Source organism: Actinoallomurus vinaceus (genome assembly GCF_039542055.1).
Taxonomy (GTDB): domain Bacteria; phylum Actinomycetota; class Actinomycetes; order Streptosporangiales; family Streptosporangiaceae; genus Actinoallomurus; species Actinoallomurus vinaceus.
On the sequence record NZ_BAABHK010000014.1, the window covers coordinates 74,330 to 95,628 of the forward strand.

At 72.3% G+C, this 21,299-nt stretch carries 21 protein-coding genes; 8 read left to right on the plus strand and 13 right to left on the minus strand.

Going from position 1 to position 21,299, the window contains the following annotated elements:
• Positions 1-234: 234 nt before the first annotated feature.
• Both ABEA24_RS38030 and ABEA24_RS38035 read left to right on the plus strand, forming a co-directional pair.
• Entirely contained in the window at positions 235-1,800 is a 1,566-nt protein-coding gene (locus ABEA24_RS38030) for a glycoside hydrolase family 18 protein (protein ID WP_345437624.1), read from the plus strand.
• Positions 1,801-1,951: 151 nt separating this feature from the next.
• Entirely contained in the window at positions 1,952-2,752 is an 801-nt protein-coding gene (locus ABEA24_RS38035) for a DUF427 domain-containing protein (RefSeq protein WP_345437626.1), read from the plus strand.
• A gap of 51 nt (positions 2,753-2,803) precedes the next feature.
• On the opposite strand, the gene ABEA24_RS38040 is transcribed toward ABEA24_RS38035, so the two are convergent.
• The 5 genes from ABEA24_RS38040 to ABEA24_RS38060 form a co-directional block, all read right to left on the minus strand.
• The gene (locus ABEA24_RS38040) at positions 2,804-3,580 is read right to left on the minus strand and encodes a DeoR/GlpR family DNA-binding transcription regulator (protein ID WP_345437628.1); all 777 of its coding nucleotides are present in this window, start codon (positions 3,578-3,580) and stop codon (positions 2,804-2,806) included.
• Between the two features lie 169 nt (positions 3,581-3,749).
• The gene (locus ABEA24_RS38045) at positions 3,750-4,400 is read right to left on the minus strand and encodes a LuxR C-terminal-related transcriptional regulator (protein ID WP_345437630.1); all 651 of its coding nucleotides are present in this window, start codon (positions 4,398-4,400) and stop codon (positions 3,750-3,752) included.
• Positions 4,397-5,095 (minus strand): sensor histidine kinase, encoded by a 699-nt coding sequence (locus ABEA24_RS38050; protein WP_345437632.1) that lies wholly within the window; start codon positions 5,093-5,095, stop codon positions 4,397-4,399. Before ABEA24_RS38050 ends, ABEA24_RS38045 begins: the two co-directional genes overlap by 4 nt.
• A gap of 167 nt (positions 5,096-5,262) precedes the next feature.
• A complete protein-coding gene (locus ABEA24_RS38055; RefSeq protein ID WP_345437634.1) occupies positions 5,263-5,934 on the minus strand; it encodes a response regulator in 672 nt (223 codons plus the stop codon).
• A gap of 142 nt (positions 5,935-6,076) precedes the next feature.
• Positions 6,077-7,228 carry a cytochrome P450 gene (locus ABEA24_RS38060; RefSeq protein ID WP_345437637.1) on the minus strand — a complete coding sequence of 384 codons (1,152 nt, stop codon included), beginning with the start codon at positions 7,226-7,228 and terminating at the stop codon, positions 6,077-6,079.
• A 241-nt stretch (positions 7,229-7,469) separates the two neighbouring features.
• Between ABEA24_RS38060 and ABEA24_RS38065 the strand changes: the two genes are divergently transcribed.
• Positions 7,470-8,711 carry a serine hydrolase domain-containing protein gene (locus ABEA24_RS38065; protein ID WP_345437640.1) on the plus strand — a complete coding sequence of 414 codons (1,242 nt, stop codon included), beginning with the start codon at positions 7,470-7,472 and terminating at the stop codon, positions 8,709-8,711.
• A 93-nt stretch (positions 8,712-8,804) separates the two neighbouring features.
• Here the strand turns inward: ABEA24_RS38065 and ABEA24_RS38070 are convergent, their stop codons facing one another.
• Both ABEA24_RS38070 and ABEA24_RS38075 read right to left on the minus strand, forming a co-directional pair.
• Positions 8,805-9,956, minus strand: coding sequence for a CaiB/BaiF CoA transferase family protein (locus ABEA24_RS38070; protein ID WP_345437642.1), 1,152 nt, complete (start codon positions 9,954-9,956; stop codon positions 8,805-8,807).
• A gap of 163 nt (positions 9,957-10,119) precedes the next feature.
• Entirely contained in the window at positions 10,120-10,269 is a 150-nt protein-coding gene (locus ABEA24_RS38075) for a hypothetical protein (protein WP_345437644.1), read from the minus strand.
• A 575-nt stretch (positions 10,270-10,844) separates the two neighbouring features.
• Between ABEA24_RS38075 and ABEA24_RS38080 the strand changes: the two genes are divergently transcribed.
• Together ABEA24_RS38080 and ABEA24_RS38085 are read left to right on the plus strand one after the other, a co-directional pair.
• Complete coding sequence (locus tag ABEA24_RS38080; protein WP_345437646.1) at positions 10,845-12,185, plus strand: sensor histidine kinase; 1,341 nt, start codon at positions 10,845-10,847, stop codon at positions 12,183-12,185.
• Positions 12,182-12,847, plus strand: a complete 666-nt coding sequence (locus ABEA24_RS38085; protein ID WP_345437648.1) for an HAD family hydrolase — start codon at positions 12,182-12,184, stop codon at positions 12,845-12,847. The genes ABEA24_RS38080 and ABEA24_RS38085 overlap by 4 nt, the downstream gene beginning before the upstream one ends.
• 25 nt (positions 12,848-12,872) lie before the next feature.
• Here the strand turns inward: ABEA24_RS38085 and ABEA24_RS38090 are convergent, their stop codons facing one another.
• Positions 12,873-14,063 (minus strand): ROK family protein, encoded by a 1,191-nt coding sequence (locus ABEA24_RS38090; RefSeq protein ID WP_345437650.1) that lies wholly within the window; start codon positions 14,061-14,063, stop codon positions 12,873-12,875.
• A 64-nt stretch (positions 14,064-14,127) separates the two neighbouring features.
• On the opposite strand from ABEA24_RS38090, the gene ABEA24_RS38095 reads away from it, so the two are divergent.
• The gene (locus tag ABEA24_RS38095; protein ID WP_345437652.1) at positions 14,128-15,345 is read left to right on the plus strand and encodes an MFS transporter; all 1,218 of its coding nucleotides are present in this window, start codon (positions 14,128-14,130) and stop codon (positions 15,343-15,345) included.
• Between the two features lie 289 nt (positions 15,346-15,634).
• On the opposite strand, the gene ABEA24_RS38100 is transcribed toward ABEA24_RS38095, so the two are convergent.
• Positions 15,635-16,225 (minus strand): GNAT family N-acetyltransferase, encoded by a 591-nt coding sequence (locus ABEA24_RS38100; protein ID WP_345437654.1) that lies wholly within the window; start codon positions 16,223-16,225, stop codon positions 15,635-15,637.
• A 30-nt stretch (positions 16,226-16,255) separates the two neighbouring features.
• Here ABEA24_RS38100 and ABEA24_RS38105 point away from each other — a divergent pair, with 30 nt between their 5' ends.
• A complete protein-coding gene (locus tag ABEA24_RS38105; RefSeq protein ID WP_345437656.1) occupies positions 16,256-16,633 on the plus strand; it encodes a phage holin family protein in 378 nt (125 codons plus the stop codon).
• 15 nt (positions 16,634-16,648) lie between these two features.
• On the opposite strand, the gene ABEA24_RS38110 is transcribed toward ABEA24_RS38105, so the two are convergent.
• Together ABEA24_RS38110 and ABEA24_RS38115 are read right to left on the minus strand one after the other, a co-directional pair.
• Entirely contained in the window at positions 16,649-17,347 is a 699-nt protein-coding gene (locus tag ABEA24_RS38110; protein ID WP_345437658.1) for a histidine phosphatase family protein, read from the minus strand.
• Positions 17,348-17,372: 25 nt separating this feature from the next.
• Complete coding sequence (locus ABEA24_RS38115; protein ID WP_345437660.1) at positions 17,373-19,079, minus strand: substrate-binding domain-containing protein; 1,707 nt, start codon at positions 19,077-19,079, stop codon at positions 17,373-17,375.
• Positions 19,080-19,325: 246 nt separating this feature from the next.
• On the opposite strand from ABEA24_RS38115, the gene ABEA24_RS38120 reads away from it, so the two are divergent.
• On the plus strand, positions 19,326-19,730 hold the full coding sequence (locus ABEA24_RS38120) for a RodZ domain-containing protein (RefSeq protein WP_345437662.1): 405 nt from the start codon (positions 19,326-19,328) through the stop codon (positions 19,728-19,730).
• 166 nt (positions 19,731-19,896) lie between these two features.
• Here the strand turns inward: ABEA24_RS38120 and ABEA24_RS38125 are convergent, their stop codons facing one another.
• Positions 19,897-20,574 carry a copper resistance CopC family protein gene (locus ABEA24_RS38125; protein ID WP_345437664.1) on the minus strand — a complete coding sequence of 226 codons (678 nt, stop codon included), beginning with the start codon at positions 20,572-20,574 and terminating at the stop codon, positions 19,897-19,899.
• A gap of 71 nt (positions 20,575-20,645) precedes the next feature.
• Complete coding sequence (locus ABEA24_RS38130) at positions 20,646-21,212, minus strand: hypothetical protein (RefSeq protein ID WP_345437666.1); 567 nt, start codon at positions 21,210-21,212, stop codon at positions 20,646-20,648.
• Positions 21,213-21,299: the final 87 nt, after the last annotated feature.

Below are 21,299 nucleotides of genomic sequence, written 5' to 3' on the forward strand. Positions count from 1 at the left end.
GTTCCCCTCCCGCGTCTAAGGACCGTATCCCGCGCGCGTCCTCCGCACCAAGGGCCGGTTTCGGCCGTCGATCATGTGGCGGGGAGGACGAAGGTCCGTTGACGGACGGGGTCGGGAGGGTTAATCTGCACCTTACTTATAGGAAAGTTTCCTGTAAGTAATCGGGGTCCCCTGCGGGCCGAATCGATCGGCTCGGCCCGCCCTCCAGGTTTTCCCGCCACACCAGGAGTGCCCGTGAGACGTACCATCCCGACTCTTCTCTGTCTCCTGGCGGCCTTGTTGGTCCCGGCCGCCGCGCACGCGGCAACCGCACCGACCGCCGCCTTCGCCAAGTCCTCCGACTGGGGCACCGGCTACGAGGCCAAGTACACGATCACCGCAGGCGATTCGGCGCTGAACGGCTGGAAGGTGGAGTTCGACCTGCCCTCCGGCGGCTCGGTCGGCTCGTACTGGGACGCGCTCATGACGCAGAGCGGTTCCCACTACACGTTCACCAACCGCGACTACAACGCCCAGGTCCCCGCGGGCGGATCGGTGAGCTTCGGCTTCATCGGCTCGCCGTCGTCCGCCGTGCCCGCGAACTGCAAGCTGAACGGCCAGCCCTGCACGGGCGGCGGCGGATCCTCCGACACCACCGCCCCCTCGACGCCGGCCGGCCTGAGCGTGACCGGCACGACGGCCGGCTCGATCTCCCTGTCGTGGACCGCCTCGACCGACAACGTCGGCGTCGCCGGCTACAAGGTCTACGAGGGCTCGTCGGTCGTCGCGAACGTCTCCTCGGCCAGCGCGACCGTCGGCGGGCTCGCCGCGAGCAGCACGCACACCTACCAGGTCAGCGCGTACGACGCCGCGGGCAACGAGTCGGCCAAGAGCGGTTCGGTGACCGCGACCACCCAGCAGGGCGGCGGCGGTGGCTCGCCGGGGGCGATGGCGGCGGCGCCGTACCTCTACTTCGGCTGGGGCAGCCCGCCCGACCCGACCACGGTCATGTCCGCCACCGGCGTCAAGTGGTTCACTCTCGCGTTCGTCCTGTCCGACGGCGGCTGCAACCCCGCCTGGGACGGCACCCGCCCGCTGAACGGCGACGACGCCACCAAGATCCAGCAGATCCGGGCGGCCGGCGGTGACGTCATCCCGTCCTTCGGCGGCTGGAGCGGCAACAAGCTGGGCGAGCACTGCTCGACCGCCCAGGACCTGGCCGGCGCCTACCAGAAGGTCATCAACGCCTACTCGCTCAAGGCGATCGACATCGACATGGAGAGCACCGAGTTCGAGAGCGAGGCCAACCAGGACCGCGTCCTGCAGGCCCTGAAGATCATCAAGCAGAACAACTCCGGCGTGAAGGTGATCCTCACCTTCGGCACGACGACGAGCGGCCCGAACTGGTGGGGCACGCGCCTCGTCCAGCAGGCGGCGGCGCTCGGCGTTCCGATCGACACCTTCACGATCATGCCGTTCGACTTCGGCGGCGGTTCGGGGAACATGGGGCAGCTGTCGATCCAGGCGTCCGAGGGCCTGCACGGCGTCCTGAAGCAGAACTACCCCGGCAAGACGGACGCCGAGCTGTACGCCATGCAGGGCATCTCGTCGATGAACGGCAATACCGACCAGAGTGAGACGGTGACGACCGCGGACTTCCAGACGATGCGGTCGTACGCCCAGCAGCACGGCCTGAGCCGGTTCACCTTCTGGTCCGTCAACCGCGACCGCCCCTGCGGCAGCGGCACCGGCTCCGACGCCTGCAGCGGTGTCTCGCAGCAGCCGTGGGACTACACGAAGATCGTGGCGCAGTACTCCTGACCCGATCACCGGCGCGGGCGGGAGCGGGCCCTCACGGCCGCCCCGCCCGCGCTTTCGGCCGCCCTGTCCGCGCGGCGTCGCCTGGGGCGGCTCTCGCGGCCGTCCCGCCCGTGCCCGGAATTCCTCGCCCGGAGTGGAGGTTCTCCCCGATATGAGCCTCACGCTGCCCGGAGCCCCGCTGTCCGGAAGGCCCGCCGGAGTGTTCAACGGCGACGTCGCCGCCCCGCGCCACCTGCTCTACTTCGAACCGACGCCGAAGCGCGTCCGCGTGGAGTTCGGCGGTGAGACGATCGCCGACAGCGCCGGCGCGCACCTGCTCTTCGAGACCGGGCACCTGCCCGTCTACTACTTCCCGGTCGCCGACGTGCGCATGGACCTGCTGAAGTCGACCGACCACGCGACCCACTGCCCGGTGAAGGGCCAGGCCTCGTACTGGACGGTGTCCGCCGGCGGCCGTACGGCGGAGAACGCGGTGTGGGGCTACCCGGACCCGATCGCGCCCTGGCTGGAGGGCTTCGTCGCGTTCTACTGGGACGCCATGGACGCCTGGTATGAGGAGGACGAGCAGGTCTTCGGCCATCCGCACGACCCGTACCACCGCATCGACGCGCTTCGGGGCGCCCGGCGCGTCCGGGTGAGCGTGGACGGTACCGTGCTCGCCGAGTCCGAGCGGCCGATGGTGCTGTTCGAGACCGGCCTGCCGGTCCGCTACTACCTGCCCCGCGAGGACGTACGCCTCGACCTGCTCGAGCAGTCCGGCACCGAGACCTGGTGCGCCTACAAGGGACGGGCGGGCTACTGGTCGTACGGCGGCGAGGACGTCGCCTGGACGTACGAGGAGCCGCTGTACGACGCCGAGCGCGTCCGGGATCTGGTGTGCTTCTTCAACGAGAAGGTCGACCTGGAGATCGACGGCGAGCCGCAGGAACGCCCGCGGTCCCGCTGGTCCTGACCGCCCGCCGCCTCGCAGTTTCCGGGCCGTACCGCGCGGATCCGGGGTCGGTCAGGCGTGGACGACCTTGACGCCGGCCTCTTCGAAGGAATGGGTGTCGGCGCTCGCGTCCGTGACGAGGATGTCGATCTCGCCGACTCCGCAGATCTTGGCGAAGGCGCGCTCGCCGAGCTTGGAACCGTCCGCCGCGACGACGACCCGCTCCGCGCGCATCGCCATCTGCCGGTTGATGCTCGCCTCGTCCTCGTTGTGGCAGGTGGCGCCGCGTTCGACGTCGAGGCCGCTCACGCCCAGGAACGCGATGTCCAGCGTCACCTGGTCGAACACCCCGTTGGCGAGCGGGCCCACGAGCTCGTACGACTGCGGCAGCGCGACCCCGCCGGTCAGCACGATCTTTACGTGCGGCCGTACGACGAGCTCGTTGGCGATGTTGAGCGCGTTGGTCACGATCGTGATGGCGGGTGAGCCGTTCTCGGCGTGCAGGTCGGCGCGGGTGGCGAGGGCCCGCGCCAGCTCGGTCGTGGTCGTGCCGCCGTTGACGCCGATGACCGCGCCCGGCTGCACCAGCTCGGCGGCGGCCGCCGCGATGCGCTGCTTCTCCGAGGCGCGGCGCGCACTCTTGTAGCGCAGCGGCAGATCGTAGGTGACGGTGTGCGCGACCGCGCCGCCGCGGGTGCGGGTGAGCATCTGCTGCTGCGCGAGCTGGTCGAAGTCGCGGCGGATGGTCGCGGTCGAGACGGCCAGCTCGGCGGCCGCCTCCTCGACGCTGAGACGCCCCCGGCCCGCCAGGAGCGACAGCAGGTCGTTCCAGCGCTCGTATCTGCTCACCCGCGCCTCCCTCCGCCCGTTGCTCAGTGCGGTAGGCAGGGTGCAGGTCAACGATTAGACCACTTGCCATGCCTGAGCTTTAATGATCGTACATCGCCCCGACCGCGCACGAATGAACATGTTGCGGGAGTAAAGGGAGTGTTCCCTCGAAGCTCGGTCGAACAGGAGCTCACGGCAGGAGCCACTCGCCGGTGCTGACGCTGACCAGCCCGTGCCGCGCGGCGACGATGACGGCCTCGCGCTGGGAGTGGACGCCGAGCTTGGTCAGGACGCTCTGCACGTGGCTGCGGGCGGTGCTGCGAGTGATCTTCATGCTGCGCGCGAGGCCGGCGGTGTTCTCGCCGCGGACGAGGCGGGTCAGCACCTCGCGTTCGCGGGGCGTGAGGTAGTCGGCGAGCCGCTGCGCCTCGGTGCGGGGACGGGACGGGAGCCGGCCGGCCGTCTCCGGATCGACGACCACCTCGCCGGCGTGTACCCGGGTCAGCAGGCCGGCGATCTCGGCGGCCTGCTGACCCTTGTGGGCGACGCCGCGCACCCCGGCGGCCAGGGTCGCCTCGACCGTCCCCGGGTCCGTCGAACCGGTCAGCACCACGAACCGGGTCTCCGGTGCGGCCGCGAGCAGCGTCGGCAGGGTGCCGAGCACCGAACCGGTGGGGAATTGCAGGTCGATCAGGCACACGTCGGCGCACACCTCGGGCAGCAGCCGCAGGGCGGCGTCGGGGGAGTAGACCACGCCGACCACGGCGTGCCCCTTCTCGCGCAGCACGAGGGCGAGCGAGTCGGCGAACACGGCGTGGTCGTCGCAGATGAGAACCCTCATGGACGGTCCGCCGCGGGCAGCAGGATCCGCACTCGCGCCCCGCCGAGCTCGCACCTCCGCATCTCGATCATGCCTCCGTACTCGGAGACCAGGTCGTTCACGATGCCCAGCCCGAGAGAGGCCAGGCCGCTCGTCCCCGCGCCGAACCCCGGGCCGTCGTCGTCGACCTGGACGACCGTCCAGCCCGACTCGACGCCCACGAGCACCTCGACCCGCTCCCGGGCGATCCGGTGGGCGTTGTCCAGGACGTTGCGCACGGCGCGCCACAGCGCGAGCGGATCGATGTGCGCCCAGGCCGGGCCGCCGGTGAATCCGATGCGCCGGGCCGAGGACAGCCGCAGACCCGCGGCGATCTCCCCGACGAGCCGGTCCACCCGGACCCGCTCCGGGCCGACCGGCACCTGCCCCTCCTCCTCGGCGTCCAGCTGCCGGAGCAGGTGGTCGAGCCAGCGCGTCTCACCGAGCAGCGCCTCGACGCGTTCCCGGCTGGCGGGGCCGATGTCGTCGGAGACCGCGACGGCGGACGCGAGCATGATGATCGTGCCGAGCTCGTGGCGGATGTCGTGGCGGATGCGGCGGCGCCAGAGCGCCGGGTCGCCGGTCTCGGTGTCGTGCGGCGGCGATTCGGGGCCTGTGACGCAGCCGACGAGCGCGGATGGGTTCGGTGGCGAGGAACGAGCCTGCGCACTGATCATTTGAAGACCCCCGTCTCAAGAAGTGGATGACCGTATCGACGGTCACTCTGTACGACGCGGGTGTCCAGGTAAGTGGCCGCAACCAGACCCATCCTGGCCACAGGTGGTCATGGCGTCACTGTGCGTGAACCGTGCTTGTAATCCGGGCGTCACCGCGCATGTGCGCGTCAGGGCGGCGACCCGTCGTTCGGATCGGCGGGTGTGACCCCGGCGCGCATGGCGATCGTGATGGCCTCCACCGTCGAATGCGCGCCGAGCTTGGCCAGCAGGTTCTGCGTGTGGGTGCGCACCGTGTTGGCCGACAGGCCGAGCCGGTCCGCGATCCACGTCCGGTTCAGCCCGTCCACCATGCCCTGTAAGACGTCGCGTTCGCGGGGGGTGAGCCGGGCGAGGACGCCTTCGGGCGGTTCGCCGGCGGTGAGCAACCGGCGCAGTACGTCGCCGAGGACGTCCGGCGGGATCCAGCCGCCCCGCCCCGCCGCGCCGCGCACCACCCGCGCGACGAGGTCGGCGCTCTCCGTCTTCGGCACCCAGGCGACCGCGCCGTGCCGCAGCGCGGTCACCATGGGGGCCAGGTCGGTGATCGCGCTGAGGATCACGACGCGCACCGGCGGGTGGCGGCGTCGCAGTTGGTCGAGCATGTCCAGCCCGCTCTCGTCGCCGAGAACGAAGTCGAGCACGACGACGTCGGGCGCCTCGGTGGCGACCAGCGCGGTGGCGCGCCGGACGTCGCCCGCGACGGGCAGCACCTCAAGGTCGGGTTCCGCGGCCAGCCGGGCCGCGAGCGCCTCGGCGAACAGCGCGTGATCATCGACGATGAGGACACGGATGGACCTCATGGGACGAGGATGACGGACCCGGCGCCATCACAGATCCCGCATTTGACGGAGACGGCCCGGTGTAATCGGACTAGGGGGTGTCCGGTGGATCTTCGTCCGCTCGCTACGAACAAGATCCACCGGACACCCCCAAGACCGCGCCCTAGAAGCCCGTCAGGGTGACCGGGAACTCCGTCACGCCGCGGACGAAGGCGTTGGGAAGGATGCGCGGCCCCTCGGCGTCGGCCCAGGCAGCGGAGGCGACCCGGGCCAGGAACTCCTCGAAGAAGATCCGCAGCTCGAGCCGGGCGAGGGCCGCGCCGAGGCAGAAGTGGGAGCCCAGGCCGAAGGCGATGTGGCCGCCGGGCTCGCGGGTCACGTCGAACGCCTCGGGGCGGGTGAACACCGTCTCGTCCCGGTTCGCGGACCCGTACATGAGGAGTACCTGGGAGCCCGCCGGCACGGTGACGCCCGCGACCGTCGCCTCCTGGGAGGAGACCCGGCACATGTTGAGCACCGGAGTGGTCCAGCGGATGAACTCCTCGATCGCGTCGGGCAGCAGGACGGGGTGCCGGCGCAGCAGCCTCCACTGGTCCGGGTGGCGGATCAGCGCGTCGATCGCCGTGGCGAGGACGGTCCGGGTCGTCTCCGCTCCGCCGATGAGCAGGAGCAGGGCTTCGTGCGCCAGGCGATCGTCGTCGTACTCCTCGGAGGCGCACCACACCGACAGCAGGTCGTCGGCCGGGCACGAACGCCGATCCTGCGCCATGCCGACCACGACCTCGCCGTACTCGCCGGCCGCGATCGCCGCCTCCTCGGTGACGTAACGCCGCCCGCCGCCGGCGACCACCGCGGTCGCCGACCAGTGCACGAGCTTCGGCCACGCCTCGTCGGGGAAGCCCAGGAGCCAGCCGATCATGCGGGCGGGCAGCGGCGCGGCCAGGGCGGGCACCGCGTCGACCGTTCCGGCGGCGAGCGCGGTCTCGATCAGCTCGACCGCCGTCGCCCGGATCCGGTCGGCGTAGCGGGCGACGCCGCGCGGGGTGAACCGCCGGTACACCAGGCGGCGCCGCCGGGCGTGCTCGGGATCGTCGGTGCCGATCATGGACGGGTCGGCGGCGATCTGCGGGCGGTAGCCGCCGGAGCTGGTCCACAGGCGCGGGTCGCGCTCGACGTCGCGGATGTCGGCGTGCCGGGACACGCCCCAGAGGCCGTTGGCCTCGTCGTGGTAGACGGGGGCCTCCCGGCGCAGCCACGCGTAGACCTCCGAGGGGTCTCCGGCGTACATCTCTCCGTCCAGCAGATCGATCTCCACGCCGCTTCTCCTCCGTGAGGGGCCACTGCTCCCGCAAGAGTAACGAGCGAACCAAGCAAGCGATAGGCCGAGGATCGTCAAGCGCAAGACCAAGAAGGTGCTGCTCGCGTCGCCAGGAACGACCAGTGACACGTCGTCACCCGTGCCGAGTCGAAGTCGCTCGTGAGGAAGGGCTGGCACTCGGACGGCCCGGTCGGCTATGTCTGGAAGTCCCCTGACGAGTGGCCCCGATGGAGGCGACATGGACTTCGCTCAGACGCTCCGGCTGCCGGACGGCTCGGTCTCACCGATCGGAGTCCCGGCCGCGCCCGGTGTCTGTGTCGGGTCCCTCGACGACGGCGAGGAGAGCTACGGCGCGTACGGCGTCCGCAGCGTGGAGGATCCGGTTCCGGTCACCGCGGACACGCTCTTCCGTGTCGCCTCCATCAGCAAACTGATCACCGCCACCGTGCTCACGCGTCTGGGCGTCGGCCTGGACGCTCTCGTACGCGACCACATCCCGGGCTTCCGGGTGGCCGATCCGGCGGTCGGCGAGCAGGTCACGGTACGGGACCTGTTGACCCATCGGTCGGGCTGGGCGCCGGACGAGGCCGCGTACCGTCCGGCCGACGAGCTCGACGCCGGCGCACTGGCCCGCGCGGTCGCCGACCTGGCCACCGCGCCGCAGATCTTCCCGCTGCGCCGGTTCCACGGATACAGCAACGCGGGCTTCATCGTCCTCGCGCGGATCGTCGAGGTCGCGGCCGGAGTGCCGTTCGAGGACGCCGCGCGGCGACTGGTGTTCGAGCCGGCGGGCATGGAGCGTTCCACCTTCTTCACCGACGAGGCGGTCACGTATCCGATCGCGCTCGGCCACCAGGGCGACCCTCCCCGGGTCGTACGGCCGTGGGGCCGGTCGCGGGCCCGCAACGGCGCGGGCGGCCTCATCACCAGCGCCCGCGACCTCATCGCGTTCTGCCGCCACCTGCTGGCCGAGCCGCACGGCATGTGGGAGCCCCTCGCCGACGCCGCCGGCCCGGGCGCACACGTCGGCGTCGGCTGGAAGATCCGCGACCTGCCCGGAGAGAAACGGGCGGTCGGGCACCCCGGCCAGACCGTCGGCTACACGGCGCGCCTGACGATCCTCCCCGACAGCGGGCGCGCGTTCGTGATCCTGGCCAACTCCGAGCACGCCGGGCCCGACCTCGCCCGGATCACGGACGAGACGCTCGGGCTGCCCGCCTGGGCGGAGCCGGGCGAATACGTCCAGGCCCCCGACGTCCGCGACCATCTCGGCGTCTACACCGACGGCACGGAGGACGTACGGGTCGACGGGCTCGGTGACGGCGTCGTGCTGTCCGGCGACCAAGCGGCGCGGGTCCGCTTCACCGGCCCCGACGAGGGCCGCGACGAAGGCGGAATGCCCGTCCGCTTCGCCCGCGCCGACGGCGAGATCACCTGGCTCCTCCTCGGCGACAGCGTCCTCCGCCGCCGCCCCCTCTGACCGACCCGGCTCAGGCGACGGCGCCGCCGGCGAGCCGGGTCGACTTCGCCGACGCGTGAGCGGGCGGCGGCACTCGACGCTCGCGGCCGGTGATCAGGCGACGGTGCCGGTCGCGCGGAGGGCGGCGATCTCCTCGCCGGTGAGGCCGAGTTCGGCGAGAGCGGCGTCGGTGTGCTCGCCCGGCCGTACGGGCGGGCGCGGCGTCTCCGCCTCGGTGCGGCTGAAGCGTGGCGCCGGGGCCGGCTGGCTCAGCCCGCCGAGCTCCACGAAGCCGCCACGGGCCCGGTTGTGCGGGTGGGAGGGCGCCTCACCGAGGCCGAGCACCGGCGCGACGCAGGCGTCGGTGCCGTCGAAGATCGCGGTCCACTCGTCGCGGGTGCGCTGCTTGAAGATCTCGGTGAAGCGGGCGCGCAGCTCGGGCCAGCGCTCCTGGTCGAGCTGGGCGGGCAGGTCCTCGCCCTCCAGGCCGAGGCCACGCAGCAGGGCGGCGTAGAACTGGGGCTCGAGGGCGCCCACGCTCACGTACCGGCCGTCGGCCGTCTCGTACGTGTCGTAGAACGGCGCGCCGCCGTCGAGGAGGTTCGTGCCGCGTTCGTCGCGCCAGAGTCCCTGGCCGCGCATGCCGTGGATGAACGAGGTCAGCAGGGAGGCGCCGTCGACCATGGCGGCGTCGACGACCTGTCCCCGGCCGGACCGCGACCGCTCGTAAAGTGCGGCGAGGACGCCGAGCGCGAGGAGCATTCCGCCGCCGCCGAAGTCGCCGATGAGATTGAGCGGCGGGACGGGCCGCTCGCCGGCGTGGCCGATCGGGTCGAGCGCGCCCGCGATGGCGATGTAGTTGATGTCATGCCCGGCCATCGCGGCCATGGGGCCCTCCTGGCCCCAGCCGGTCATCCGGCCGTACACCAGACCTGGGTTGCGTTCGAGGCATGTGTCGGGGCCGAAGCCGAGGCGTTCGGTGACGCCGGGGCGGAAGCCCTCGACGAGGACGTCGGCCGACTCGATGAGACGCAGGAGCACCTTGACGCCGGCCGGGTCCTTGAGGTTGAGGCCGATGGAACGGCGTCCGCGGCTCAGCGGATCCGCGGTGGCTTCGCCGCCGACCAGCGTCGCCGCGCCGGCCACGCTGGACGGACGGTCGACGCGGAGCACGTCGGCACCCAGATCGGACAGCACCATGCAGGCGAACGGCGCAGGTGCCAGGCTCGCGATCTCGATGACGCGAACACCGTGCAGTGGTCCCATGATCACCTCTCAGGTCGGCGCTGCGGCTCACTCTAGAACTACGTTCTAGAGGGCCGGGCGGCGACCTCCGGGTCCGGGCACGGAGACACGCCCGGACCGCGACGACGAAGGGGGATCAAGGGGACATGGGGCGTGGCGCAAGAGGGCCTCGCGCCAACAGGGATTACAGTGCGTTGACGAACCTCGACAAGGAGTTGCCCGCCGACATCAGCCCGCCGAGTGCGTTGTGCACCACGTGGGCTGCGCCATTGGGGGAATTCAGCAGGTAGAAGATGACAAAGGCTATAAGTGCCCAGGTCAGGTACTTCTTCATTGGCGCTCCCGCCTCCCATCGAACGCCGCTATTGTCGCCCATCTGTGGCGCGGACGGCAGTCGTCGTTGTCCAGTTGTTCCACCGGCCGGGCCGCCCCGTCAGGCGACCGCCCTCGCGGCCGTACGTCTCCTCCAGTTGAGTATCACCGCTTCCCTGTGTTCTGTCGCGTGTCAACTCTGACACACATACGTACGTCAGGACGACCGGAAGCCCGGACCTTTTGCCGCGCACCATTCAACGAATCGGACGTACCGGGCATGCCCCTCTCAAACCTCACCCATCGGCCGGGTCGTCCGCGCGCCGACCAGGGAGGAAGCCGTACGGTCAGGCCGCAACGCGCCGACGATTCTCTCGTCGCCCCGGTCGTCCCGTGGAGGACATGAAGTGGTTCACCGGGGAAGCCCGCCCACCCCGGCCCACCTCGCCTCCGACGTGACGCTCACCACACGCACCCCCGCCGCCGGCACGGCGACGTACACCCGGAGTTGACGGAATGCATAGGGAGCCTCCCGTTGGGTAGTTGATCGGGTGCTGTGGCATGGCCCAGGGGGCGCCGTGTCCGGGGGAACAGCCAGTGCGACACAGAGACCAGACGATCCGGCAGCGCGCCACCGTCATCGCGATGACGGTGACGGGGATCGTCGCCGTGCTGGCCTACATCGGGCTGCTGGCCCTCATCCAGTACCAGGTGGCGAGGAGCCTCGCGACAGACCTGACGTTCACGGCCCGGCAGATCGCGGCGCTCACCCGCGCCGGGCAGCTCACGAACCCGGTCATCACCGGCGGCCATGAGCTGGTCCAGGTCCAGAACGACCACGGCCAGGTCGTCGCCGCCACGAAGAGCGTCTCCGGGCTGCCCGCGCTGCACGCCCGGCGGCCCCCGGACGGGGGGCGCATCGAGCAGCGCGTGTGCGTCGACCCCCGGCACTGCCTCATCGTCGTCTCCCAGCGGGTGCCCGGCCCCGGGCAGGCGCTCACGATCCACGCGATCACGCCGGAGCCGGGACTGTTCCCGCGCCCCGGCCTGGCCGTCCTGCTGGCGCTGGGCATCCCGGTCAGCATCGGGGCGGGCGGCGTCTGGCGGTGGTGGGCCGCCGGGCGGCGGCTGCGGCCGGTCGAGGCGCTGCGCGACGAACTCGACGCGATCAACGTGGCCGACCTGCGGCGCCGGGTGTCGCTGCCGCCCCGCCGCGACGAGTTCTACTGGCTGGCGATGGCCGTCAACGCGACCCTCGACCGGCTGGAGGCCGCCGTCGAACAGCAGCGCCGCCTGGTCTCCGATGTCTCCCACGACCTGCGCAGCCCGATCGCCGGGCTGCGCGCCGAACTGGAGGTCGCGCTGCTCGACCCGGAGGGCACCGACCTGCGGGAGGCGCTCGCCAGAACCCTGCAGAACACCGAGCGCCTGCAGAACATCGTCACCGAACTGCTCGCGCTGGCCCGCCGCGACGCCGGCCTGCCGAGCCGCAACGGCCCCGTCGACCTCGGCGACCTGGCCGAGCGCGAGGTACGCCGCGTTCCCCGGCGGATCACCGCGAAGGTGATCACCGAGCCCGGAGTGGTGGTCCGGGCGAACCGGCTGGACATCAGCCGGGTCCTCACCAACCTTCTGGACAACGCCGCCCGGCACGCCGAGTCCGAGGTCACCGTCTCCGTACGGCGGGGGAATGGCGAGGCCGTCCTCGAGCTCTGCAACGACGGCAAGCAGATCGCCCCGGCCGACCGGGAGCGGATCTTCGAGCGGTTCACCCGGCTGCCCGACGCCCGGCAGCGCGACCCCGGCGGCAGCGGTCTCGGGCTGGCCATCTCCCGGGAGATCGCCAACGCGCACGGCGGCACACTCGCCCTCGGCGACTGCGACAAGGGCGCCTGCTTCGTGCTCACGCTTCCGCTGCTGTCAGAGTTGTCCCCATGAGTGCTGTGGTCTTCGATCTCGACGGGGTGCTCGTCGACTCCGAACCGGTGTGGGAAGAGGTACGGCGGGCGTTCGTCGCCGACCACGGCGGGCAGTGGCAGCCCGACACCCAGCAGCGGCTGATGGGCATGAGTACCTCCGAGTGGGCCGCGTACCTGAGCGGCGAACTCGGCGTCCGGCTCCCGGCCGACGAGGTCGCCCGCGGCGTCGTGGCGCACATGGCCCGCCGGTACGAGGACGGCGGCGTTCCGCTGATGCCCGGCGCGGTCGACGCGGTACGCCGGCTCGCGGCGCGCTGGCCCCTCGGACTGGCCAGCTCCTCACCGCGCGTGCTGATCGACGTCGTCCTCGACCGTACGGGGCTCACGGCGTCGTTCAAGGCGACGGTGTCGACCGAAGAGGTGGCCCGCGGCAAGCCGGAGCCCGACGGATATCTCCTGGCCGCGGAGCGGCTCGGCGTGGACCCGGCGGCCTGCGCCGCCGTCGAGGACTCCAGCAACGGCCTGCGGTCCGCGTACGCCGCCGGGATGCGCGTGATCGCCGTGCCGCATCCCCGCTACCCACCCGCCCCGGACGCCCTCGCCCTCGCGACGTACGTCGCCGACGACCTCGGCGACCTCACCCCCGAACGCGTCGCCGCCGCGATGCGCACCGGCACCTGACCTCCGGACGCCGGTCGGCCGGTGATCAGTGGGCCGACTGCCAGGCGGTCAGGCCCGCTGCGGTGAGGAAGACGTCGAAGGCCAGTTCGGCGGCTCCGACGACGGTCGCGTCCGCGCCCAGTGCGGCGGGGAGGACCGGCGGCGGCTGCTCACGGCGGAAGGTCATGAGGCCGTCCCGGTAGGCGGTCGCGAACATGCCCGTCGCCTGATCATGGATCCGCGCGCCCACGCCGGACAGCGTCACCCGCCCGGGGTCGAGCGCGTTGACGAGGGCGGCCGTTCCGGCTCCGAACGCGCGGGCGACCTCCTCCAGCGCGGCGACGCAGCGGGGCTCGCCCTCGTCGGCCTGGGCGAGGACCCGCCGGGCGCCCGCCCGGGCGTGTCCGGGCTCGACCGGGGTTCCCGTCGCCCGCAGGAGGGCGGTCGCGCCCACCTGGAGCGCCCAGCACCCCACGGCGCCGCAGTCGCAGCGCAGGGTCGACCCGCCCAGCGGCATGTGGCCGAACTCCCCGGTCGTGCCCCGCGCGCCCTGCAGAGGGTTCCCGTCGACGAGCAGCGCGCCGCCGAGGTCGAAGTCGACGTGCAGGTGAAGGCCGACGGGGATCCCGCGGAGCCCGCCGCGCCGTGCCTCGGCCAGCCCGGCGAGGGCGGCGTCGTTGCCGAGGGAGACCGGCGGCGCGCCCACGCTCAGCATCTCCACCGCCGGAACGTCGCGCCATGACAGGTGAGGGATGTCGACGACGCGGCCGTCGCGGATGGGGCCGGGCAGCGCGACACCGACGCCGACGATCCGGGGGCCGAGTTCGGCGAGATACCGGCCGATCGCCGCCGCCAGGTCGCCCAGTACGGCCTCCGGAGGGTTTCCGGGGTGCGGCTGCTCCTCGCGGACGGTCAGCCCGCCGCCGATCTCGGCGGTCGCGATCGTCCAGGCGTCCTCGCGCAGGTCGACGGCCAGGGCCAGCGGCCCCTCGGGATGCGGGCCGAGCATCGCGGTCGGGCGGCCGCGGGTCCGCTGCGGCGCCGGCCGCTCCTGGGCCAGCCGTGCCTCGGCGAGATCGGCGACCAGGACGGCGGCCGTCCCGCGGGCGAGCCCGAGGTCGCGGGTCAGCTCCGAGCGGGTGGCCTCGCCGCCTCGGTCGTGCGCGGCCCGCAGCAGGCGCAGCAGGTTGTGGAGGCGAAGCTCGCCGCTGGTCGTCGCTCCGGTCACCGCACGCACCCGTCGATTGTGTCAGCCCTGCGTTCTCCATTATGTTCTCGCCGAGAGCAAATGAGGAGGGTCCATGATCGATCCCGTGGTGCGGCGTGCCCGCGTCGGCGTCTTCGGCTACTTCGGCCTGTGCGGCACGACGGTCGGCATCTGGGCGGCGAGCCTTCCCGCCCTCACCGACCGGCTCGGCCTGGGCGCCGGGCGGACCGGCACCGCGCTCCTCGTGGTGTCGCTCACGGCCCTGGTGTCGATGCAGTTCGCGGGCCGGATGTCCGACCGCTGGTCGAGCCGCCGGCTCACCTGGGCGGCCGGCCCCCTCCACGCGTTCCTCCTACTCGGGCCGGCGCTCGCGGGCTCCTTCCCGGCGCTCCTCATCGGCGCGGTCGTCTTCGGCGTCGGCTTCGGACTGCTCGAAGTCGGGATGAACGCGCACGCCGTCGAGGTCGAGGTCCGCTACGACCGGCCGATCATGTCGGCGTTCCACGGCATGTGGAGCCTCGGCGGCGCGGCCGGAGGCCTCGTCACGGCGGCCGTGCTGCGCGCCGGCCTCGGCGTCGAGACGCTCCTCGTCGGGACGGCGCTCACCATGACGGTGCTGTTCCTGCTTCCCGCCCGCCTCCTGCTCCCCGGAGGCGGCGCCGCGCCGTCTCCCGGCACGGCCGCCGCTCCGCGGCGCGGCCGTGTCAACGGGGTGATCGTGCTGCTGGGCGCGGTGATGCTCGCGGGCGCGATCTGCGAGGGCGGCGCGATGGACTGGGCGGCGATGCACGCCCGCCGGGTGCTCGGCGCGTCGGCCGACCTCGCGCCGCTGTCGTTCACGGTCTTCTCGGTCGCCATGACGACCGTACGGCTGCTCGGCGACCGGCTGCGGGGCCGCCTCGGAGGCGGCCGCACGCTGCGCCTGGCGGGTGCCCTGGCCGCCGTCGGCTACGCGCTGGTGCTCGTGGCCCCATCGGCCGGGCCCGCCGCGATGGGGTGCGCATGGGCGGGATGGGCCCTCGTCGGCGTCGGCCTGGCGACGATCGTGCCGGTGGTGTTCAGCTCCGCCGGCGCGGACCCGGCCACGGCCGGGCGGACGATCGCGTTGCTGACCAGCTTCGGCTACGGCGGGCTGCTGGCCGGCCCGGCGATCATCGGCCACCTGGCCGAGGCGACCTCCCTGCGGGCCGCGCTGGCCCTCCCCGGCGTGCTCGCCGTCTTCGTCGCCCTGGCGGGCCCACCGGCCGCCGCGGCCCTCACCGCCCGGCGTGCGCCCACGTCCGAGCCCACGGCCCTCGAAAGCGCCTCGTGACCGTCATCCGTTCCGGCCCGGCCCGGGATGGCGCGCCCGGACCGGGCCACGCTCAGGTCATCCGACCTGCTGGATCAGGCCGACGCGCTCCACTCGGCGACCTCGACGCATGCTGTCCCTTGCTCCGTACTCCGGATGGACTTCCGCCACGTGATGTCCGTCAGGGGGTCCGGTCGATCCATGTCGATCCCATCGCTCGCGTGGGGGCGGCACTGAGCCCTCCTCGGTCGTACGACTCGGACGACCTCAGACTGTAACCAATCCACAGCGCTCCGTACCGGATAACGCGTCAGGCCGGGTCGCGCCACATGGGCCAGACGGGTGGGCCGCCGGGCATGCGGATCTCGCCGGTGACGCGGAATCCGAAGCGCTCGTAATACGGGACGTTGCTGTCTTTGGACGACTCGAGGTAGGCGGGCAGTCGGCCGGCGTCGCAGCGCGACAGGCGTGACCTCAGCAGGGCGGAGCCGAGCCCGTGACCTTGCGCCGGCGGGTCGGTGCCGAGCACTGCGAGGTACCAGTGCGGCTCCGTCGGATGGGCCTTCTCCAGTTCGCCAAGGCCGCGCAGTACGGGCAGGGTCCGGGTGCCCAGGATGCGGATCAGCGTGGGGACGCGGCGCAACTGCACGGACAGCGGGATATGCCATCGGCCGGGCGGATCCCACAGCGCCCCGGCCTGGACGGCCGAACCCTCGCCGGCGAGCTCGCTGGCGCCGTTCGGCAGGTGCGCGTTGCGGAGGAGTACCGCGAACAGCCGCGCCATCCGTTCCGGGTGGCGCGGGAAAATCCACTGCCAGACCGGGTCGTCGGCGAACGCACGGCCCAGCACGGCGGACAATTCGTCGACATCGTCTTCGGTGACGCTCCGGAGGGTGGCCATGGACCCAGTGTTTCGTGCGACCATCGAGTCGTGAAGATCCTGATTCGGGTGGTCATCACCGCGGTTGCGCTGTGGGTGGCCACCTTGGTGGTCCACGGCATCGACGTGACGGCCGCGACGACTCCGCGCAAGGTGGGCACGCTGGTCGGCGTGGCCGTCGTCTTCGGCCTCATCAACAGCTTCCTCAAGCCGATCGTCAAGACGCTCGGCTGCCTGTTCTACGTGCTGACGCTGGGGTTGTTCGCGCTGGTCGTGAACGGCCTGCTGCTGTGGCTGGCGAGTTGGTCCGCCGGGAAGCTGCACCTGCCGTTCCACGTGTCCGGCTTCTGGGCGGCGTTCTGGGGAGCGATCGTCGTCGGCCTGGTGAGCTGGCTGCTCAACCTCTTCGTCCACGACGACGAGGACTGACCGCTTCCTCCGGGCTCACGGGGTCAGACCGGCGTCCTTGAGGTGCTCGGTGTCGTTGAACGTGACGAGGCGGAGCTCGCCCTCCTCGCGGGCCCAGATGGTGAGCGAGCCGTTGGCGACCAGGGTGCGTTCCACATCGAGGAGCTCGTCTTCGGACAGGTGCTCGACGATGTACCGCGTCAGGACGACGATCGCGTCGTGCGCGACGATGAGGACGCGGCCGCCGGGGTGCTCGCGCTCCACGTCGGCGAGGACGCTGCGCAGCCGCAGCGCCACGTCGGCCCAGGACTCACCGGCGGGCGGCCGGTAGTAGAACTTCCCGAGCCGGCGCTTGCGCTCGACCTCCTCCGGGTAGCGGGCCTCGACGCCGCGCTGCGTGAGCAGGTAGAGGACGCCGATCTCGCGGTCGCGCAGGCGCTCGTCCAGGACGATCGGCGGGGGATCGGGGAGCTGATCGAGGGCGAGGCGCGCGGTGTCCCGCGCCCGAAGGTACGGCGAGGACAGTACGACCGTGGGCCGTTCGTCCGGGGGCAGTGCGGCCAGCCGACGGCCGAGCGCCGTCGCCTGCTCGCGGCCGAGCGGCGACAGCGGGACGTCGGCGTCGCGCAGGGCGAGGTCGACCGCATGGAGCCCGTTGGCCTCGGCCTCCTGCCCCGCGACGTTGGCCGTGCTCTGGCCGTGCCGGGCCATCGCCAGCCACTCGATTGATCTCACAGAACCGTGACCTTACCCGTACGCCTCAGGACGTGGGACAGGTCTGCCCGCATGTGAGGCGGATGAGCATCTGCAGGAAGACCTGCTGGACCTGCCGCGGGTCGAGGGTGACGAACGCCTGCCCGCCGGTCGCCGCGGCGATCCGCTGGAGCGATCCCGGGTCGATGTCCGGGCCGAAGGCGATGGGGACGACCGTGACCGGCCGCATCGGGTCGGCGGCCCGCTTCAGCTCCGCCACGAGGGTCTGCAGGGAGATGGTGCGGCCCGGGTCGTAGTTCATGCCGTCGGTCAGCAGCACCACGACGTTGTTGTGGTCGGGCTGGTAGGTCCGTACGGCCTCCCGGTAGGCGGCGAGGACGGAGTCGTACAGGCCGGTGCGCGTCTGCGGCACCGGCGCGGCGGCGGCGAACGACCGTTCGAGCAGGTTCCGCTGCGATCCCGCGCCGACCTTGTCGCTGAGAGTCCGGAAGGGCACGATCTGGCGGTAGTCGCGGTCGCCGTCCAGCTGGGTGGCGAACTCCCACAGCGCCACCTGGGAGTTGTCACTGAGGATGTGGACCCCGCCGATGGCGACCTTGGCGGTGGCCTGCATGCGGGTGTCCTGGGTCTGCGGGACCCGGTCGGCCATGGACGGGGAGACGTCGAGGAGGATCAGCATCCGCGCGCCGAGCACGGTGCGCTGCCACATCTGCAGGACCCGGCCGACGTTCGTCGGGTCGGGGGATGGCAGCCGGTCCGGAACGCGGGCGACGACGCCGTACCGCTCGTCGAAGTCCGCCCCCGCGACGCCGTCGGGGGTGCGCAGTCCGAGCCCCTGCAGCGCCACGCGGGTCTGGGACTGGGCGAGCGTGGCCTGGAAGTCCTCGACGGTTCTCGACCGCTTGCGGTCGGTGGTGGTGGAGACGTACGGGAAGTCGAGGGCGAGCGTGCGCCCGTCGGGGTAGAGCGCGGTGACGGGTGGAGTGGCGTCGGTGTGGCCGTGCTGCCAGACCGCCTGCTCGGACAGCACGACGGCGGTCGGCGGCCGGGGGGTCGACCCGGGCGGGTTGGTCGCGGGTGAGCCGGCCCCCTTGGCGATCTCCCGGTAGGCGGCCTGCTCGTCGGGGAGGGCGGCGCCGAGGTCGGAGTAGAGCGTGACGGCGAAGGTCGCGAGCCCGGTCTTGCCGGGGCCGGCGGCGTTCTGGGCGAGGAGCAGCGCGCCGAGGCCGCTGGCCTCCCCGGCCGGGTCGAGGAACCGTACGCGCAGGGGAGGCTGCGGTCCCCCGGTGCCCGGCAGTTGGTGGGACAGCAGGAGTCGCCAGTCGGCGGTGTTCGGCGCGTGCCCGCGCGGGACGGCGAGGACCAGCGGTGACATCGCGACCGAAGCGCCGGACGGCCGTACGACGGCGGCGCCCGCACCGGTGCGGCGGGCGATCGGGAGCCAGAGCGACGAGTCGGGGATCCATGCGTCGGGGCGTTCCGCCCCCGGGTTGGAACCCTGTCCCGACAGGACGGCGGCCACCTCGGAGGGCCGCCGGCGGCGTACGGTGACGCGGGCGCAGGAGGCGCCGGCGTTGTAGCGGCGCGCGGCCTGCTCGATCGCCGGGCCGATCGACGGAGCGACGGCGACGGTGATCGACTGGTCGGCGCACCCGCTCGAACCTGAGCCGAGCGCGCAGGCGGCGAGCGTCGGCACGACGACCGACAGCATGCCCAGTGCCTTGGCCGAAAGAGCGCGGCGAGAGTAAGGCATCGCAGGCGTCCGTCCCCTTGATTGACGGCTTCCCGTCACTTGTCCGGAGATTATCCGGTTAAAGCCTCCTAATAACGCCTACTTCCGGACAATTTGGGGACGGTTGCCGGATGGCCGATACTCCTTACGCCACAGGGGTCCCGGACGTCGCACGATGGCCCGTCAAACACATCCGTGCGACCGTTTCCGGACATTGACAAATGGGACGACTGACATGGGGAATAAAGGCTGACTAGACTCTCCGCCGTGGGACGCCATGTCTCGCCTGAGCGCAGGCGGTCGCTCCGCGCCTCGACGGCCGTCGCCGTCGCGGGGATCCTTCTGCTGACCGGCGCGGTGGGCTTCGCCGGCTACTCGATCTGGGCGCAGGTCCGCACCCCCACCCCGGTCCGGCCCACGACCGCCACCGCCCCGACGGCGACGCTGACCCTGACGGTCACCGGCGCCGGGTGTCAGGTGTTCGTCGGCGTGCCCGGCGGCGACATCCTGGTCAACCGCACCCTCGCACGCGGCCAGTCCGTACGCTTCGACGACCCGCGCCTCAACGTCGTGCTCAGCGACGCCGGAGCCGTTCAGGTGTCCGTCAACGGCGTCCGGCGGCCACCGGGCGAGCCCGGCCGCCGCGTCGAGTTCACCGCCATACGCTCCTGAGACGTCACCACGGGGTCGTCGCCGTTTGCCGCGCGAAACGGCGACGACCCCGGGCTCGGACGGCGGCGCGGGTCAGGCCCCGGCCGTGCGGCGCCTGTGGAGCGGCGCCACGCCGCGGGTCAGGCCTCGGCCGCACGGCGTCTGTGGAGCGGCGCCACGCCGCGGGTCAGGCCCCGGCCGTGCGGCGCCTGCGGAGCAGCGCCACGCCGCCGACCACGACGGCGACGACGACGGCGCCCAGGCCGACCCACAGCCAGCCCGCGCTGGACGTGGACGTGGTCTTCTGGGCGGCCGGCGTGCTCGACGGCGCGCCCGCCGCCGGGGCGGCGGAGCCGGTCGTCGGCGAGGTGGCGGCCGGAGACGTGGCGGCCGGCGACGGGGACGCGCCGCCCACGACCGTGAACTTGTAGTCGCCGGTCACCGGGTGCCCGTCGTCCGCGACCACCCGCCAGCCGACGGTGTAGACCCCGGGCGGGAGGACGCCGCCGACCTGCTCGGTCACCGTGGCGTCCGTCACGTGCGCCTTGCCGGACTCGTGGTGGCCGCCCTTGGCGTCGAGCACGACGATGCCCGGGAACCGCACCGCCTCGGCGAAGGTCAGCTTGATCCGGGCCGGGGACGGCACTTTCGAGTTCTTGGCGGGAACGGCGGCGGTGAGCGTGGTGTGGGCGTCGGCGGGTGCGGCGCCGAGGACGCCGGTGAGGAGGCCGGCGAGCGTCGTCGCGGCGACCGCGGCCGTGAACCGGGCGACCGGCCCCCGGCCGGTCCCTGTACGGCGTCGCCGGGACGTTCGCGGACCGGCCGGTCGGCCGGGGCGGGTGAAGGGGGGTTGCGCCATGCGCATGGAAGTTCTCCGTTCGTGATGCTCGGGAAGCGTGCTGGAGGACCGGATGCGCCGATCCGGTCGTCGGGCGTTCAGCCGAACGCGGGGAACGGAGAGAAGGGCGGCCCGCGCCGGGTGAGGATGTGGCGGAGGACCTGTTCCGGCGGTCCGGTCGCCGTGTCGGCGACGGGGTGCCGGTACGGCGCCGGCAGAGGGGCGGGCACCGACAGGAGCGCCCGCCATGGGCGTACGGCGGCCTCGGCGGCCTTCCGGGCCAGCCGCCACACCGCGCGCTCGCCGCGCCGCAGCCACCAGGCCGAGACGGCGGCCGCCGTCACGTGCGCGAGTGTCATCGCGCGGGTGCCGTGGGAGGCCAGGACCGCCGGGTGATGGGCCAGGTGCTGGCCGTGCTGCGCCGCCGTGAACAGGACGTGCAGCATGAACTGCCCGCCGAGCAGCCCGGCGAGGATGGTGCCCAGAGATCGCTCGGTCCCCGCCAGCACGGCGCCGACGACGGTCAGCCCGGCCAGCCCCGCCGCCACCGCGGCCGCGGGGACGGGCCCGTGGGACGCCGCGGCATGCCCGACGACGGCAAGGGCCGTGCACACGGCGGCGAACACCACCGCGCGGGGCAGACGGAAGACCGGATCGCTGGGCATGACCCTTCCATCCTCCCACCGCCGATGCGAGGGCGTTTTGAGGGCGGGCTATTGACGCCCAGGTTCCGTGTATCTAATTTTCATACG